General features: G+C 41.4%; 9 protein-coding genes. 6 read left to right on the top strand and 3 right to left on the bottom strand.

What is annotated here, in order from left to right; translation table 11 throughout:
- Nucleotides 1-3: 3 nt before the first annotated feature.
- The 3 genes from SLH46_RS19590 to SLH46_RS19580 all read left to right on the top strand — a co-directional run bounded on the left by SLH46_RS19590 (nucleotide 4) and on the right by SLH46_RS19580 (nucleotide 9324).
- Complete coding sequence (locus SLH46_RS19590; protein WP_320282917.1) at nucleotides 4-5088, top strand: hypothetical protein; 5085 nt, start codon at nucleotides 4-6, stop codon at nucleotides 5086-5088.
- Nucleotides 5089-5369: 281 nt separating this feature from the next.
- Nucleotides 5370-8618 carry a ligand-binding sensor domain-containing protein gene (locus SLH46_RS19585; protein ID WP_320282916.1) on the top strand — a complete coding sequence of 1083 codons (3249 nt, stop codon included), beginning with the start codon at nucleotides 5370-5372 and terminating at the stop codon, nucleotides 8616-8618.
- The gene (locus tag SLH46_RS19580; protein ID WP_320282915.1) at nucleotides 8602-9324 is read left to right on the top strand and encodes a L,D-transpeptidase family protein; all 723 of its coding nucleotides are present in this window, start codon (nucleotides 8602-8604) and stop codon (nucleotides 9322-9324) included. Before SLH46_RS19585 ends, SLH46_RS19580 begins: the two co-directional genes overlap by 17 nt.
- Before the next feature lie 3 nt (nucleotides 9325-9327).
- Here SLH46_RS19580 and SLH46_RS19575 read toward each other — a convergent pair whose 3' ends face one another.
- Complete coding sequence (locus SLH46_RS19575) at nucleotides 9328-9993, bottom strand: transaldolase family protein (protein ID WP_320282914.1); 666 nt, start codon at nucleotides 9991-9993, stop codon at nucleotides 9328-9330.
- Between the two features lie 200 nt (nucleotides 9994-10193).
- On the opposite strand from SLH46_RS19575, the gene SLH46_RS19570 reads away from it, so the two are divergent.
- A complete protein-coding gene (locus SLH46_RS19570; protein ID WP_320282913.1) occupies nucleotides 10194-10982 on the top strand; it encodes a peptidoglycan DD-metalloendopeptidase family protein in 789 nt (262 codons plus the stop codon).
- Between the two features lie 41 nt (nucleotides 10983-11023).
- Entirely contained in the window at nucleotides 11024-11911 is an 888-nt protein-coding gene (locus tag SLH46_RS19565) for an alpha/beta hydrolase (protein ID WP_320282912.1), read from the top strand.
- A 14-nt stretch (nucleotides 11912-11925) separates the two neighbouring features.
- Here SLH46_RS19565 and SLH46_RS19560 read toward each other — a convergent pair whose 3' ends face one another.
- Nucleotides 11926-12813 carry a hypothetical protein gene (locus SLH46_RS19560; RefSeq protein ID WP_320282911.1) on the bottom strand — a complete coding sequence of 296 codons (888 nt, stop codon included), beginning with the start codon at nucleotides 12811-12813 and terminating at the stop codon, nucleotides 11926-11928.
- A gap of 196 nt (nucleotides 12814-13009) precedes the next feature.
- On the opposite strand from SLH46_RS19560, the gene SLH46_RS19555 reads away from it, so the two are divergent.
- Nucleotides 13010-14326, top strand: coding sequence for an aspartate kinase (locus SLH46_RS19555; RefSeq protein WP_320282910.1), 1317 nt, complete (start codon nucleotides 13010-13012; stop codon nucleotides 14324-14326).
- 105 nt (nucleotides 14327-14431) lie between these two features.
- Here SLH46_RS19555 and SLH46_RS19550 read toward each other — a convergent pair whose 3' ends face one another.
- A complete protein-coding gene (locus tag SLH46_RS19550; RefSeq protein ID WP_320282909.1) occupies nucleotides 14432-15262 on the bottom strand; it encodes an MBL fold metallo-hydrolase in 831 nt (276 codons plus the stop codon).
- Between the last annotated feature and the right edge of the window lie 12 nt (nucleotides 15263-15274).

Here is a 15274-nt window from a genome sequence, read left to right as displayed (position 1 = left end):
ATTATGGGAAACAATTACGCTGAACGAAAGGATGATATTGGGGTATCATTCGATGAACAAAAAAGGCTTTGGTTCCGATGTTGGCGCTTCTGCTTTATTACGCCATTACTTGTAATGGCGATGTTAATGATTAATTATTCTGCAGTTGCGCAAAACACAAAACCTGCCGAAGTTGTGGCTGCTTTTGGTGTTGATGGTGATGTTTGGGCAGCACAGGAGCTGGAAGCACCTGCTCCCGTTTTTAATTCGGATGACTGGTTTGGAGCCAATCCTGAACTTCTCGGATCGATGGATGGTTGGGGAGTTATTGACACCTCGTTGTGGGCCAGCAGTCCTTCTACAATTCTTGGCTGGATCGCGAACCATCAATCGTTTGAATTTCGTATGAGTGTACCACGTTGGTCACAATGGACTTCAGATGACGGTAACTTATACGAATGGATTGATGGAGTTTACGGCCGCGACAATGTATCAGTTGGCGGTTTGAATGATTCGACCACGTTTACAGGAACTAAAGACAAAAATGCACAGGATCCTCACACCTGGAATTTAGGTATTAAAGGATCTCCGCAAAAAAACGATTTGGTTGACGTTTATGGTTATATCAGGCAAAAGCTGTTTGGAGATGAACACAGGATTGCCTATGGTGCCGCATCAACTATTTCAGCAGATGGTTCGTCTCATACCGATTTTGAATTCTTCAGACGAAATCTTACTTATGATCCGGGTCTTGGTCAGTTTGGAAATTTGGACCCGACAACAATGGGTCATACCGTATGGACTTTTGATACAGACGGAACAAGATTGGATGCGGGAGACCTTGTTTTCTCTACCGATTTTGAAAAAGGCGGTAAAAATCCGACTTATTCCGTAAGGGTATGGATAGCGGTTGCCGATGGAGATACTTCCGTTTTTAACCATCTGACAAACAGGCCGTTTGATTTAACCGGTATTTATGATACAGACCCGAATGATGCGCCTTATGGTTATTTTGAAATTGCTCCTAAGGGTACTGTAACCGGTGAAAATTTGGATGACCCTGATGTTTGGGCAACCGTTAATGTTAGCGGTACCACTGCTGCACCACCATGGGGAACCCTGGCAGGATCGCAAGGTAAAGTATTTCAGAGTTATCTTCAGTACCAAATTACAGAGGTGGCCATTGACCTGACTGCTTTTGGTTTGGATGTACAATTGGGTGAAGGACAAAATGATGACTGTGTTAACTTGCTGGGGACTTTAATTGTAAAAACCCGTTCTTCGCAAGAGTTTACTGCCGAGTTAAAAGACTTTGCCGGACCTTACCGTTTTGGCAATGCCATTGATTTTAACGTGGTGGTAAACGATGGAGATACATGCGAGAATGAAGGCCCTGTAATCTTCCGCTCAGAAATTGTTACCGATAATATCGATCCTACCGATCAGAACTGGTCGTATCAATGGTATTTGGGAGCAACCCCAATTGGCGGAGCAACAGATGATTCGCTGGTAATTAATACTGTTGATATTTCAATGGATGGCAACGTTTACTGGCTGGAGGTTGAGCATGAACGAACCGGCTGTACCCGGTCTGATTCAGCAGTACTTACCGTACACGAAAATCCTACATGTGAAGTTGTAGTTACCGATGAGTCGCATTATCATGCATCCGATGGAACTGCAAAGGTTATTCCATATGGAGGAACCGCACCTTATACTTTCTTCTGGGAAGCAGATGAGGGAGGATATGTGGCCGATTCTATAAATACTGATAGTATATTAACAGGATTGGGTAGTGGAATCTATATAGTAACTGTAACCGATGCGTTTGGGTGTGTGTCAACTTGTAGAGATACTATAAGCTATCTATTCACCACACCAACTTGTCAGGTATTTACTATTGATCTGGAATGTTTCGGAGCAGGAGACGGGATTGCTTATGCCGTGATTGATACCACAGGTGTTGGGTATAATCCACCATATACGTTACACTGGTTTAAAGATACGAATCCACCCAGTCCGCCACCTGTTGCTTACGATACATCTGTAACGTACAGTTTGACGGATACTTTATATAATCTGGAACCGGGAATTTATTCGGTAGAAATATGGGATGCATACGACCCGAATTCAACTTTCTGTTATGATACAGTTACACAGCCTGATGAAAAATTGGTATTTGTGGATTGTTCTGATTTGACGGTTGAGTCATGTCTAACACAAAGTCAGATTGATTCAGATTTCAACAATTGGTTGGACACATTATTCTCTGTAAGCGGTGGAACTGATCCTCTTGATACAACTTTTAAAATAGATAATGTTGAAGTTGATCTTGATACTATTGTCGCTCCGGATAAATGCGGAGGCAGCATTACGCTTGAAATTATTGTCTCAGACTATTGTATGTTGTCGGATACTTGTTTTGCAACCTTTACTGTACCAACACCGGAAGCAGTTGATGCAGACGGTCCAAATACAATTTACTACACTAGTTGCGACTTTGCGGATCAGACAGATTTGGATACCACATTCCAGAACTGGCTTGATTTGTTTGTAGTAACCAATAATGGAGGTTGCGATTCAGTTGGCAAAGGTAAAGAAGGTTTAACAGCACCCGATGTTTGTTTGGGAGATACAGTTGATGTTGTTTACTCAATCTATGATGGATGTACCACTGATACGGTAAGAGCAACATTCGGTGTATCAGCACGAGATACAGTTGATGTAGAAGGTCCTGGCGACGAATATTACAGCAGCTGCGACTTTGCAGATCAGACCGAGTTGAACAATGCATTTACTACCTGGAAAAATAAATTCATGGTCAACAGCAACGAATGTGGCGTTCCGGAACCTGATCTTTCCGGCTATAACGCACCTGACGTTTGTTTAGGCGATACCGTAAAAATTGTATATGGTATTGGCGACTTGTGTACCAGCGATACAGTTTGGGCAAGTTTCGGTGTTTCAGCACGAGATACAGTTGATGTAGAAGGTCCTGGCGACGAATATTACAGCAGTTGCGACTTTGCCGATCAAACCGAGTTGAACAATGCATTTACTACCTGGAAAAATAAATTCATGGTCAATAGCAACGAATGTGGTGTTGACGAACCTGATATTTCAGGCATCCAGGCACCGGATGTATGTTTGGGCGATACCATAAAAATAGTTTATGGAATTGGCGACTTGTGTACCAGCGATACAGTTTGGGCAAGCTTCGGTGTTTCCGCACGAGATACCGTTGATGTAGAAGGTCCTGGCGACGAATACTACAGCAGCTGCGACTTTGCCGATCAAACCGAGTTGAACAATGCATTTACTACCTGGAAAAATAAATTCATGGTCAATAGCAACGAATGTGGCGTTCCGGAACCTGATCTTTCCGGCTATAACGCACCTGACGTTTGTTTAGGCGATACCGTAAAAATTGTATATGGTATTGGCGACTTGTGTACCAGCGATACAGTTTGGGCAAGTTTCGGTGTTTCCGCACGAGATACAGTTGATGTAGAAGGTCCTGGCGACGAATATTACAGCAGCTGCGACTTTGCCGATCAGACTGAGTTGAACAATGCATTTACTACCTGGAAAAACAAATTTATGGTGAACAGCAACGAATGTAATGTTCAGGAACCTGATATTTCAGGCATCCAGGCACCGGATGTATGTTTGGGAGATACCATAAAAATAGTTTACGGTATTGGCGACTTGTGTACCAGCGATACAGTTTGGGCAAGCTTCGGTGTATCCGCACGAGATACAGTTGATGTAGAAGGTCCTGGCGACGAATACTACAGCAGCTGCGACTTTGCCGATCAGACCGAGTTGAACAATGCATTTACTACCTGGAAAAATAAATTCATGGTCAATAGCAACGAATGTGGTGTTGACGAACCTGATATTTCAGGAATCCAGGCACCTGATCTGTGTATGGGCGATACCATAAAAATAGTTTACGGTATTGGCGATTTGTGTACCAGTGATACAGTAAGAGCGAGCTTTGGTGTAGCTGCCCGCGAGGCAATTACCGTAGATTGTAATACCACTTCACTGCAATGTGATGCGACCGATATTTCCGGAGCATATCAGGCATGGGTTGAAGGATTTACCTATCAGGGTGGTTGCGAAGGTCAGGTTTCAACAAATATAGCATCTGTTCCGCTGTTGTCTGAAATCGATCCAACTTCGGGAGGTACGCTTACCTTCGAATTCAAAGCATGGGATGATTGTTCAAGAGACTCGGTAACCTGTACATTTACATTGCCGGCTTGCGAAGAATGTGAAACTGCCTACGGAGTATATGAAGACAGCGTTTGTTTCATGGATAATACATACTTCAACTTTAGTAACTGGGGTTGGAGTAACCATATGGACACTGCCAACTTCCCTGTAACTCTGGATGTTTATGCAGGAAATTCATCTTGTGATATCATTACTGATAAAATGGGAGAAGTAACTGTAAGTTTGGTTGATGGTGACCTGGTTGTTCACTATGTTACCTTCGATGAATATTACATGAGTCAGATTCACTTAAATGTTAATTGTTATCCATTTGTAATTAAGCCCAATGGAGGAGTATCAGTATCTCCGGGCCAATACAGTGTTAACATTACCGGTTTGAGTTATGTAACCGATTATACAATTACAATCCCTGCAGAGAACATCGATGGTAGTATCGATCTGGGTGATTTCTATCTCATTGCACATGCTGTGGCTTGTCATATTCCTGGAACTCAGGAGCCACCGGAGTCTAATTCAGGAAGTATGACCTACAACGGTGACATGATAGAATGTCTGCACCCAACAAGTAGTGCAGAAATTACTACTGAGGTAGAACCGCTATTGGCACCAAGCGACCTGAAAGTATTCCCGAATCCATTTACAGAAAAGGTAACTTTCGAATTCGTTTCAGGTGTTGATGCTTATGGTGTGCTTGAAATCTACAATATCTTCGGTCAGCGGGTAGCAAGATTACTTGATCGTCCGGTTGAGGCTGGAGTTATGAATCGGGTAGAATATGTACCGGGACATAATGTTAGCGGAATATATCTCTATCGTTTAGATTTGGATGGAAAATTCCAAATGGGTAGAATTATCTACAAAGAATAATTTTTTGACCCTTATTTTTTATCGTGTATAATGCCAAAGTTTTTCAGACTTTGGCCTGAGGATTCGTCCTTAGTGGGATTCGTTAAAGAGGCTGACTTGTTGAGGTCAGCCTCTTTCTTTGGTTTTGGGAAGGATTCCATCTTTTTGAAGAGATGGAATCCTTTTTTTTTGACTTTGCCGTAATGTTTCTTTAGGTATAAATACAAATTTTGAAATAAACTAACTTATCGCGAACTTCGCAATGCGCTGGTTAACAACGATAGAAATTTATTTGTTTTACCATGAAACGATTGTGCTGTATTCTGATTTTTAACTTTGCGCTGCTGTCATTTGTTTTCCCCAGGCAATACAATTTTAGTTCGTATTCCATTAACGAAGGCCTGTCGCAAAGTGTTGTAAACTGTCTGTTTCAAGACTCAAAGGGTTTTATTTGGATTGGTACACAAAATGGATTGAATCGTTTCGACGGAGAGAACTTCAGAGTGTTTCGCTTTCAACCGGACGATTCTACATCGATTTCCAACAATTGGATTTATGCCATTTCGGAAGATCGTGCCGGTAACCTGTGGATTGGAACTAAAGGAGGATTAAACAAGTACCTTTTTGCGGAAGATCGTTTTGAACGAATACAGTATCAAACGGATTACTCTCCCGATGTTACTTCGCGCAGCTACGACAACCTCTTGCTCAATGATGGACGGATGGTTATAAATACGCCACCTTTAATTTCTGTATTTAATTTCGATACCAATAATTTCTCACATTACCAGAGCGATGCTCCATTTGATCCGGCCGTGCAGGACGTAAAACAACCCGTTTTAGAAGATGAGGAAGGAACAATATGGACGGGTTGTACCAGTGGAATTAGTTCATTCTCGTTTCAGACCGAAGATTTCTCGTGTTACAGTTTTTTGTCAATTTCGGATGACACGTTGGAACCGGTAAATGTAACGGCTTTGTTTCAGGATAAAAGTCAACGTATCTGGGCAGGTACAAGTAGGGGATTGTTCTGTTTTAAACCGGAGCAAAAGTGTTTCAAAGAACAGGAATTCAGGTTGGAAAGTGGAGCCGTTTTTTCGTTTTCTACCTGTGTCAGAAGTATTGCTGAAACCCGGTCGGGAGAACTGATTTTGGGAACAGAAGGAAATGGAATTTATGTACTTTCTGAAAATTTTGAAGGTCAGTTTACCGTTCAGAACTTTACGTCAGAGAACAGCCAGCTGGCACACAATATTGTACAAAGTTTATTAATCGACCGGTCGGAAAACCTTTGGGTTGGGACATTGGCAGGTCTTAGTAAAGCCGATTTAAAACGCGACAAATTTCAACTTTATCGCCACAGTAATTCGCCATCGTCAATCGATTTGTTAGGGAATGTTGTTGCCGGAATGCTAAAAAACGACGATGGAAAACTCTGGATCGGTAACTGGGGGCAGGGGCTGAATATTGTTGATCCGGAAACCTATGAGGTGGAACATTTTTCGTCGCAACATACAGGGAAAAATTACCTGCCAAACGATTTTATTCATGTAATTTTTAAAGATGCAGCTAGAAATATCTGGTTAGGTACCCGTAACGGTATTTTTATTTGGAATGAATCAACCAGAAGTTTTGCAGATTATCGGCAATTTTTTAATTCTCCGAACTGGCCTGCATTCCAAAATATCCGGATTTATCACATCATTCAGGATCGTAACCGAATGATTTGGATAGGTACATCAAACGGTCTTTACCGTGTAAATATCAAAAACGGCGATGTTCAAAATTTTACTCAACAGGAAACAGGCAGCCGGCAAATCAGCTCGAACCTGGTTTATAGTTTACTGGAGGATTCGGATGGATTGATTTGGATAGCAACCATCGGGGGACTGGATGTGTACGATCCGGAGACCGATACGATGAAAGAATATAAAAAAACGGATAGCGGACTGAGCAGCGATTTTGTTATTTCGTTATGCGAAGATAGTCTCCGGCGAATTTGGATCGGCACAAATGCAGCTATCAATATTTTTGATAAAAACACACAACAATTCAGCTATTTTAGCGAAAAGGACGGATTACCCAGTAATTATATTTACGAGATTGTTGAAGACAAAAACAACGATTTGTGGCTTGCCACCGGCAACGGATTGTGCCGTTTTTTGATAAAAGAAAACAGGCTTCAAACTTTCACTTCCGACGATGGTCTGCAAAGTCCGGAATTTAATTTACGTGCTGCCTACTGTGCCCGCGATGGCGAATTACTATTTGGAGGAATGAACGGTTTTAACACCTTTTACCCCGATTCGCTTAGCGGAAATCCGTATGTGCCAACTATTGTGCTTACTTCTTTTGAGTCAACAATTGGGGAGCAACAACAGAAGGTTAATATTGCATCTTCTCCAAGAGTGGTGTTGCGCCACAATGTGCAATCGTTTACCATTGAATTTGCAGCACTTGAATTTACCAATCCGCAAAAAAATAACTACGCCTATAAAATGCAGGGCGTTTCAAACGAGTGGATCAAAATCGGGAACAGGAAGTTTGTACCCTTTTTTGCATTGCCACCTGGCGATTATACCTTTTTTGTTAAAGGCTCAAATAACGATGGCCTTTGGAACAATGAAGGAATACAATTGCAGGTTGTAATTCTTCCTCCGTGGTGGCGAAGTGTTTATGCTTACCTGGCCTACTTTGTGCTAATTTCGATGGCGATCGTAGGGATTACAATTTTGCGCGAACGCCGGTTGCAGTTGGAAAAGGTTCGGTTGGAGAAAAAGGTGCAGGAACGTACCATCCAAATTGATGAACAGAATCAAATCATTACCGCTAAAAATGAAGAGCTGAATGAACTGAACCGGACAAAGGATAAATTCTTCTCCATTATCGGGCACGATTTACGTAATCATTTTAATATAATCATTGGTTTTTCCGAGAACCTGCTTTCGGGCTTTAAATCGATGGATGAACTCAAATTGCAGCATCACATTTCAAATATTCATAAGTCATCGGTACTGGCCGACGATTTGTTAGGCAATCTGCTTACATGGGCGCGTTTGCAACGTAATGCTCTAGTTTTTCGTCCAGAGCCGATAAATATTCCCGAAAAAACAAGGGAGTTATTATATTTCCATGAAGAGGCCGCGCTACGAAAAAATATTCTGATTGAAGTTTTTAGCAAAGAAGCGGTTGAGGCCAAAGTGGATGTAAATATGTTCTCAACCATTATGCGGAATTTGCTGGTGAACGCTATCAAATTTACAAATAAGGATGGCGAAATTTCAGTCAATATTTTAAAAGAAAATGGGTGGTGTATTATAAAAGTTAAAGACAACGGAATAGGAATCCCGAAAGAAAATCTTGAGAAGATTTTTACGCTTGATAATGATGTTAGCAGCCGTGGCACAGATGGCGAAAAAGGTACCGGATTGGGTTTGGTGTTGTGTAAAGAGTTTGTTGAACGACATGGCGGGAAAATAAGTGTTGAAAGTGAAGTTGGGAAAGGAAGCGAATTTATGTTTACTTTGCCTGTAGATGATACAAATAAATAGAACAATTACATTTCTGTTGGTTTTGGTGATGGTAGTTTCATGCAACACTCCGTCGGAAAAGAAACAGGAAACCGCACAAAAGCTATTAGCAAATATTGCAGACAAAGAATTATCGGGTGTAAAACAAACGCTGGTAGTTTTTAACAGCCAAACAAACAATCACCAGGCAACACTTTTTGCTTTCGAAAAAACACTTCAAGGTTGGGATCAGGTTTTTGATGAGATTCCGGCAGGAATTGGAAAAAACGGTTTTGCTCCTACAGGAGAGAAAGTAGAAGGCGATGGAAAATCTCCTTCTGGAATTTTCGCGCTCGGCAACTTATTTACCTACCTCGATAGTGTTGATACACAGATGCCCTTTCAAACAACTACGGCAGACGATAAATGGATCGACGACCCGGAATCGGAAAGTTACAACTGCTTTGTACAGGGCGAAACCGATGCAAAATCCTATGAAAATCTGCTGTTAAAAAGCGATGCGTACAAATTTTGTATGGTAATCGAATACAATACCAAACCTGTGGTTAAAGGAAAAGGCAGTGCGATTTTCTTTCACCTGAATAAGACAGGAAACGAATCAACAGCCGGTTGTGTGGCCATTACCGAGGAGAATATGCTCAGGGTTTTAAAATGGCTCAATCCTGAAAGTAATCCGCACATCATTATGGGAAATTCGAACGAAATACTTTCAGAATTTAACCCTTAAGTTCTACTTTTCTACATCGTATAAACCTTCGCCGTCTTTTTCAAACTGGGCAATGCTGATGTCGGTCATCGGATGTTTTATCAGTTGGAAAAGTAACTCAGGACTAATGGTTGCCGATTGTGCTCCCGACATGCTCACCCGGTGAATCTGGTCAACCGTTTTAAAGCTTGCCGCCAAAACTTTTGTAGGCAGGTTAAACTCTTTTGTATTTTTTACGATATCAGAAACGACCTCGATACCATGCGACGAAATATTGTCGAGTCGGCTAACATAAGGCGCTACAAAATCGGCACCTGCACGCGACGCTACCAAAGCTTGTTGTTGCGTAAAAATAGCGGTTGCCGTTACATTAATGCCCGCATCCTTTAACATACGCATGGCTTTGTAACCTTCAATCGACACAGGTATTTTGGCATAAAAATTATCGCCAAGGTCGAAATATGTTTTGTAGGTTTTGGCTTCGTTAACCATTTCTTCGGCGGTGTTTGTCATCACCTGAACGTGAATGGTGCCTTTGTCAACAATTTCGGCAATTGCTTTTATAGCTTCCGAAAGTTTTAATCCCGATTGTTTCAGAATAGTCGGATTGGTGGTTACGCCCTGTAAAGGGAAAAAGTCATATAACTGTTTTAATGCCTCAATGTCTGCGGTGTCTGCCAGATAAATCATCTTTTTTTTGATTTTATTGATTGAAATAAAGTTAAGGTAAAAGTTCCGGTGTAGAAAGTTCTGCAAAGATAATCATGATTTTACCGAGGCAGCCGCTTTCAGTCGATTTCGTAAATTTGTTAACATGAATTTGTATCGTGAGAAATATTCTTCTTCGTTTATCGTTTTCAAATCCAGAAACTTTTAACTTTTTTTGTAGCATGTTAATGAGAAGAGGGGTAATTTTTGTTTTATACATTTTATTGGCTGTAAACGTTTTCGGACAGTATAAAAGTGCTGAAAAGTTGACTACGCCGGATGTAACAAAAACATTGGATTTGGAGGGCTACAAAGCAAAGCTGAATAGTTTTCCTGAAGAGGCAGTAGGAGGTTATCTGGGGCAATTTATTGTACCCGGCAACGATGGGTACATTATTAGTCGTTTTGGTCCGCGATCGGGACGCATGCATTACGGAACCGATATTAAAATGTTTAAAGGCGATACGGTTGTTGCAACACAAAGTGGTGTGATAGCGCGTTCGAACTGGGGCTACGGTTTTGGAAATTTAATCGTCGTTCAGCATCGTAACAATATTCAAACGTATTATGCACATCTTTCAAAATTTCTGAAGCGAAAAGGCGAAACTGTTGAAAAGGGTGAGCCAATTGGGCTTGCCGGAAGTACAGGCCGTGCGCGTGGACCTCACCTGCATTTTGAGATGCGCGAAAATGGGAAGCCTTTTGATCCGGAACTGGTATTTGATTTCAAAGACGAAAAAATACGTGACGACGCTGCTGAAATGGAAAGTTTGATTGCGTTGCATAAAAGACTAAAACCAAAAGGTTACTCAACAAATGTGGCCGTGCCTGAGTATTACAAAGTGCGCTCAGGCGACTCGCTTTGGGTAATTTCCCGAAAGTTTAAAACGCCGATTGGTGAGCTTTGTCGCCTGAACAATATTTCAGAAAACTCCGTATTGCAAATTGGACAGCCACTTAAAATGTATTAATAAAACCGGCACCGACTTTCTGAAATAAAACTAAAAAATCAATGACTGAAAATAACGAATATCCGGAAGCCATAAACGCAGCAGGAGTGCGTGCAACTTTTGCCAACGAGCGCTACGGAGAACACGAACGAAACACCTTTGATATTTGGCTGGCCGATTCGGAAAAACCAACTCCGCTGGCAATTTTTATTCATGGTGGAGGATTTGTTGGCGGAGATAAAAGCAGATACTACGACTCGGAAGATTGGATACGTTTATTGAATGCAGGCATTTCGATCGCTTCCATCAATTACCGTTATATGTTTGAGCCTCCTTATGGAATTCTGGCGAGTATGTACGATTCAAAACGGTGTTTGCAATACATCAGGGCCAACGCCAATCGCTACAATATCGATAAAGAACGAATAGCTTGTAGTGGCGGTTCTGCCGGCGCGGGAACTTCGTTGTGGCTGGCTTTTTCAGATGATATGGCGGATGCCGAAAACGAAGATCCCATTTTAAGGGAAAGTACAAAAATTGTGTGTGCTGCTGCTTTTTCTACCCAGTCGACCTACGATATTTTACGTTGGCCCGAATTGATCGGAATCCCACCTTATCAGAATCCGGAGGAGTTGTTAGCCATTGCCCGCGTATTTGGTTTAAAATCGGCCGATGGAATTGATTTGTTTGCTCAACATAAAATTCGGGAGGAACTCGATTTCATGGAGAAAATGACAAAAGATTCTCCGCCGTTTTTTGTATTTAATCATTACGAGGGTGGAATCCCCACCAACGAAGACGAGTTGAATCATCATCCGCTTCATGCAAAAGCTTTAAAAGACAAGGCCGACAAAGTTAGCACCGAAGCATTGGTTTATGCTCCGGCTCTTGGAATTTCCGATTCGTCGGGAAAAGATGTGGTGGAGTTTTTTATTGAGAAACTTTTATAGAATAAGGATAAAGTTTATTCCGTAAGTTTTTCCATTGCAGATTTTATATCGCCGGGAGTGCTCATAATTTTCATAAAAGTACCCATGGTGAGCTCCGGCCAGTGCAGCGCAATTCGGTATTTCCCGGGAAGAATGGAAGCTGTGTTACCCTGCAGAATAATTTCGTACGGCATAGCTGCCACATGGTCGTCGCCAATAATAGGTAGAAAGTGAGCTTCACCGTCTTCTGTATTTTTTAGTCCAACGCCCCAAACTGCCACTTGATTGTCGGTGTAAACCAACTCATAAACCTGTTCTGTTTCGCCCAAGCCGGCTTCCAGGTTTTGCTGGATAGTTTTTACGCCTTCATCAAACGAATCAAAAGTTTTTAGTTCTTCGGCATCGGTAAAGTAGGGCATCATTACTTTATAGTGGTATTTCTGCAATTTATTTTTGTCGAGTGTGCCGCCAAACGGTTTGTTCATTGTTCCAACATTTTGCATGGCAGTTACTACCTGATCAGAAATCGCTTGTAAAGCTTTTTCCTGTTGGTCAACTCCATCAACGAAATAAGCATAAAAAAGGTAGATCGGATTAATCATACTTATCTGAAGTGTTTCGCCATCTTTTTTAAAGCCGATTTTTAAAGTTGCAGCCAGTGCCCCACGATCTTTAAAGCCAAGGGCAATTTTTTCCAAATCAGGATGAGTGTAGCAAACAACACCCAAGTCCTGTGATTGGGCCGGATGGTATTCTCCAATTATTTTAAAGCCCGATTCGGTTAATGCTGCTTTGGTTCTTGCCATTCCGTCGGCCATCGTTTCGTTTGAGCTGCTGATGAGGAAATAGGCTGATTCGTCTTGTGCAAATAAAGATGAAAAGGATAAAAGACAAAGAAGGGATAGAAAAATAGTTCGTTTCATTTTTTATTGAATTAGTTTGGGTAAAAGTACTGCCTGTATTAAAATGGAAATGAGGATGGGTTATGATACATATCATAGCTATTATGTTAATATATATGCACGGTAAATGAATAATTATGCATGAGAAAACAAAAGCTTTTCGTATGAGTTAAAAATTCATCATATTTGCAACACTAAATTTTTGAATAAGAAAGAGATGAAAGTTTTAAAATTCGGAGGAACATCGGTTGGGTCGCCTGAAAATATGCGGGCAGTTATGGACCTGGTAACCGATGGTGAGAAAAAAATCGTGGTGTTGTCGGCCATGTCGGGTACAACCAACGCGTTAGTGGAAATATCTAGTTATCTTCATAAAAAGAACAAGGACACGGCGCTAATTTTTATTGGTAAACTTGAACAGAACTATAAACAGGTAGTTGACGAACTTTTTACCTCCGACGAAAATAAGAAGAAGGGCTTACAGGTTGTTCAGGAAGCTTTTGATACCATCAAATCATTTACATCGGGCGCATTTAACTTGGTTGGTGAGAATACAATTTTGGCTCAGGGCGAAATTATTTCAACCAATTTGGTAACGCTATTGATGAATGAAAATGGCTACAATACCAAGTTGTTGCCGGCTCTTGATTTTATGAAAATTGATGAGGATAAGGCTGCCGACCTGGTTTTTATTCGTCAGAATATAGCTTCGGTAATGGAAACAGTTGGAGATGCCGACTATTACATTACCCAGGGATTTATTTGCCGCGATGCGGAAAACGAGATAAACAACCTACAGCGTGGTGGAAGTGATTATACTGCTTCGTTGATTGGTGCTGCAATTGATGCCGACGAAATCCAGATTTGGACTGACATCGATGGTTTTCACAACAACGATCCGCGTTATGTGGAAAATACCAAGAAAATCGATCAGTTGTCGTTTAACGAAGCTGCCGAGCTGGCATTTTTCGGTGCAAAAATCCTGCATCCGCAAACAGTATTGCCGGCGCGTGTACAAAACATTCCGGTACGTTTAAAAAATACCATGAATCCGACTGACAGCGGTACTCTTATTACCTTGGAATCGGATGGAATGGGCATAAAAGCAGTTGCTGCAAAAGATGGTATTACCGCCATCAAAATTCGTTCGGGAAGAATGTTAAATGCTTACGGATTTTTATCAAAGGTTTTTAAAATATTTGAAGATTTCCGCACACCAATTGATATGATTTCAACTTCGGAGGTTGCCGTTTCATTAACTATTGACGATACCCGAAACCTTGATTCGATAAAAGAGGAGCTGGCAAATTTTGGAACAGTAATTATCGATCAGGACATGACCATCGTTTGTATTGTTGGCGACATCATTCAGGAAGAACAGGGTTTTGCTCCAAAAGTGTTCAAAGCACTTGATGGCATTCCTATTCGTATGATTTCGTATGGTGGTAGCAAACACAACATTTCGGTGTTGGTACCAACCGATTGTAAAAAACAAACATTACAGTCATTAAGCGATAACTTATTGAATGGCTAATTATACCAAAATTTAAGGCTCATTTGCAATTGAATTTGGTATTAGGGAAGAAATTCCGTTTAGCTTAGAGATCTCAAATAAGATCCATTTCAACTTTTTGGTTGATTAAAACTCAGGAAACTGCAGTTTTAAGTTTTGGGGCTTATTTGGGATTTGTTTTTTATGGCCCGCATCCAGTGTAAGTTGGTACACCTCCGACGCTTCGTAGCGTGATGCAATGGCTATTTCGAACCGCTCTGAAAGTGGTTGCATCGTTTCCAATGCTTTTTTGTGTGTGTTGTTGTCTTTCGAAATGTGGCTCAGAAATACACATCGTAACTCGCCATTGGTGTGTTGGTCCAAGAGTTCAAAAGCCTGGTCGTTCGAGAGGTGCCCAACACTTGAGGCAACTCTTTCTTTTAAGAATTGCGGATAGCGACCTCCCCAAAGCATTTTGTCGTCGTAATTCGATTCCAGAAACAGTGCATTACAAAGGCTAACATGTTCTTTTACGTTGTCGCAGGCTTCGCCAATGTCTGTAAACACGCCAACATTCAGGTTGTTGTAGCTAATTCTGAATGAAAACGGATCGGCTGCATCGTGTTTTTTTGCCACCGGGAAAACGATAAAATCGTCGACCTCGATTTGTTGTTCGGCATCAAAATATTTGGGATAATCAGGGCGCAGATTTTTATAGGCGCCATCGTAGGTTTTTGCACTCATGTAAATCGGAATCTGAAGTCGTTTCCCGAGAACCCGTGCACCGCGCAAATGATCGCTGTGTTCGTGGGTAATAAATAGTGCCCGTAATTTGTCAGGATCCAGATCCCGCTCTTTCATTCGCACCAGAATTTGTTTTGTAGAAATACCGGCGTCGACTAAAATGGCAGTTTTACTATTGCCAATATAATAGCAGTTTCCGTTACTTCCTGAAGCTATGGCACAAATCTCAAGCATATTGTTTTGTTA

It is taken from the genome of Draconibacterium sp. IB214405, from assembly GCF_033963885.1.
In the GTDB taxonomy this organism is placed as follows: Bacteria; Bacteroidota; Bacteroidia; order Bacteroidales; family Prolixibacteraceae; genus Draconibacterium.
This window is presented reverse-complemented; position numbering and strand designations above follow the sequence as displayed.

Coding starts and splice junctions, on each gene's coding strand:
- SLH46_RS19590 (WP_320282917.1), top strand. CDS start 4: ATGGGAAACAATTACGCTGAACGAAAGGATGATATTGGGGTATCATTC.
- SLH46_RS19585 (WP_320282916.1), top strand. CDS start 5,370: ATGAAACGATTGTGCTGTATTCTGATTTTTAACTTTGCGCTGCTGTCA.
- SLH46_RS19580 (WP_320282915.1), top strand. CDS start 8,602: ATGATACAAATAAATAGAACAATTACATTTCTGTTGGTTTTGGTGATG.
- SLH46_RS19575 (WP_320282914.1), bottom strand. CDS start 9,993: ATGATTTATCTGGCAGACACCGCAGACATTGAGGCATTAAAACAGTTA.
- SLH46_RS19570 (WP_320282913.1), top strand. CDS start 10,194: ATGTTAATGAGAAGAGGGGTAATTTTTGTTTTATACATTTTATTGGCT.
- SLH46_RS19565 (WP_320282912.1), top strand. CDS start 11,024: ATGACTGAAAATAACGAATATCCGGAAGCCATAAACGCAGCAGGAGTG.
- SLH46_RS19560 (WP_320282911.1), bottom strand. CDS start 12,813: ATGAAACGAACTATTTTTCTATCCCTTCTTTGTCTTTTATCCTTTTCA.
- SLH46_RS19555 (WP_320282910.1), top strand. CDS start 13,010: ATGAAAGTTTTAAAATTCGGAGGAACATCGGTTGGGTCGCCTGAAAAT.
- SLH46_RS19550 (WP_320282909.1), bottom strand. CDS start 15,262: ATGCTTGAGATTTGTGCCATAGCTTCAGGAAGTAACGGAAACTGCTAT.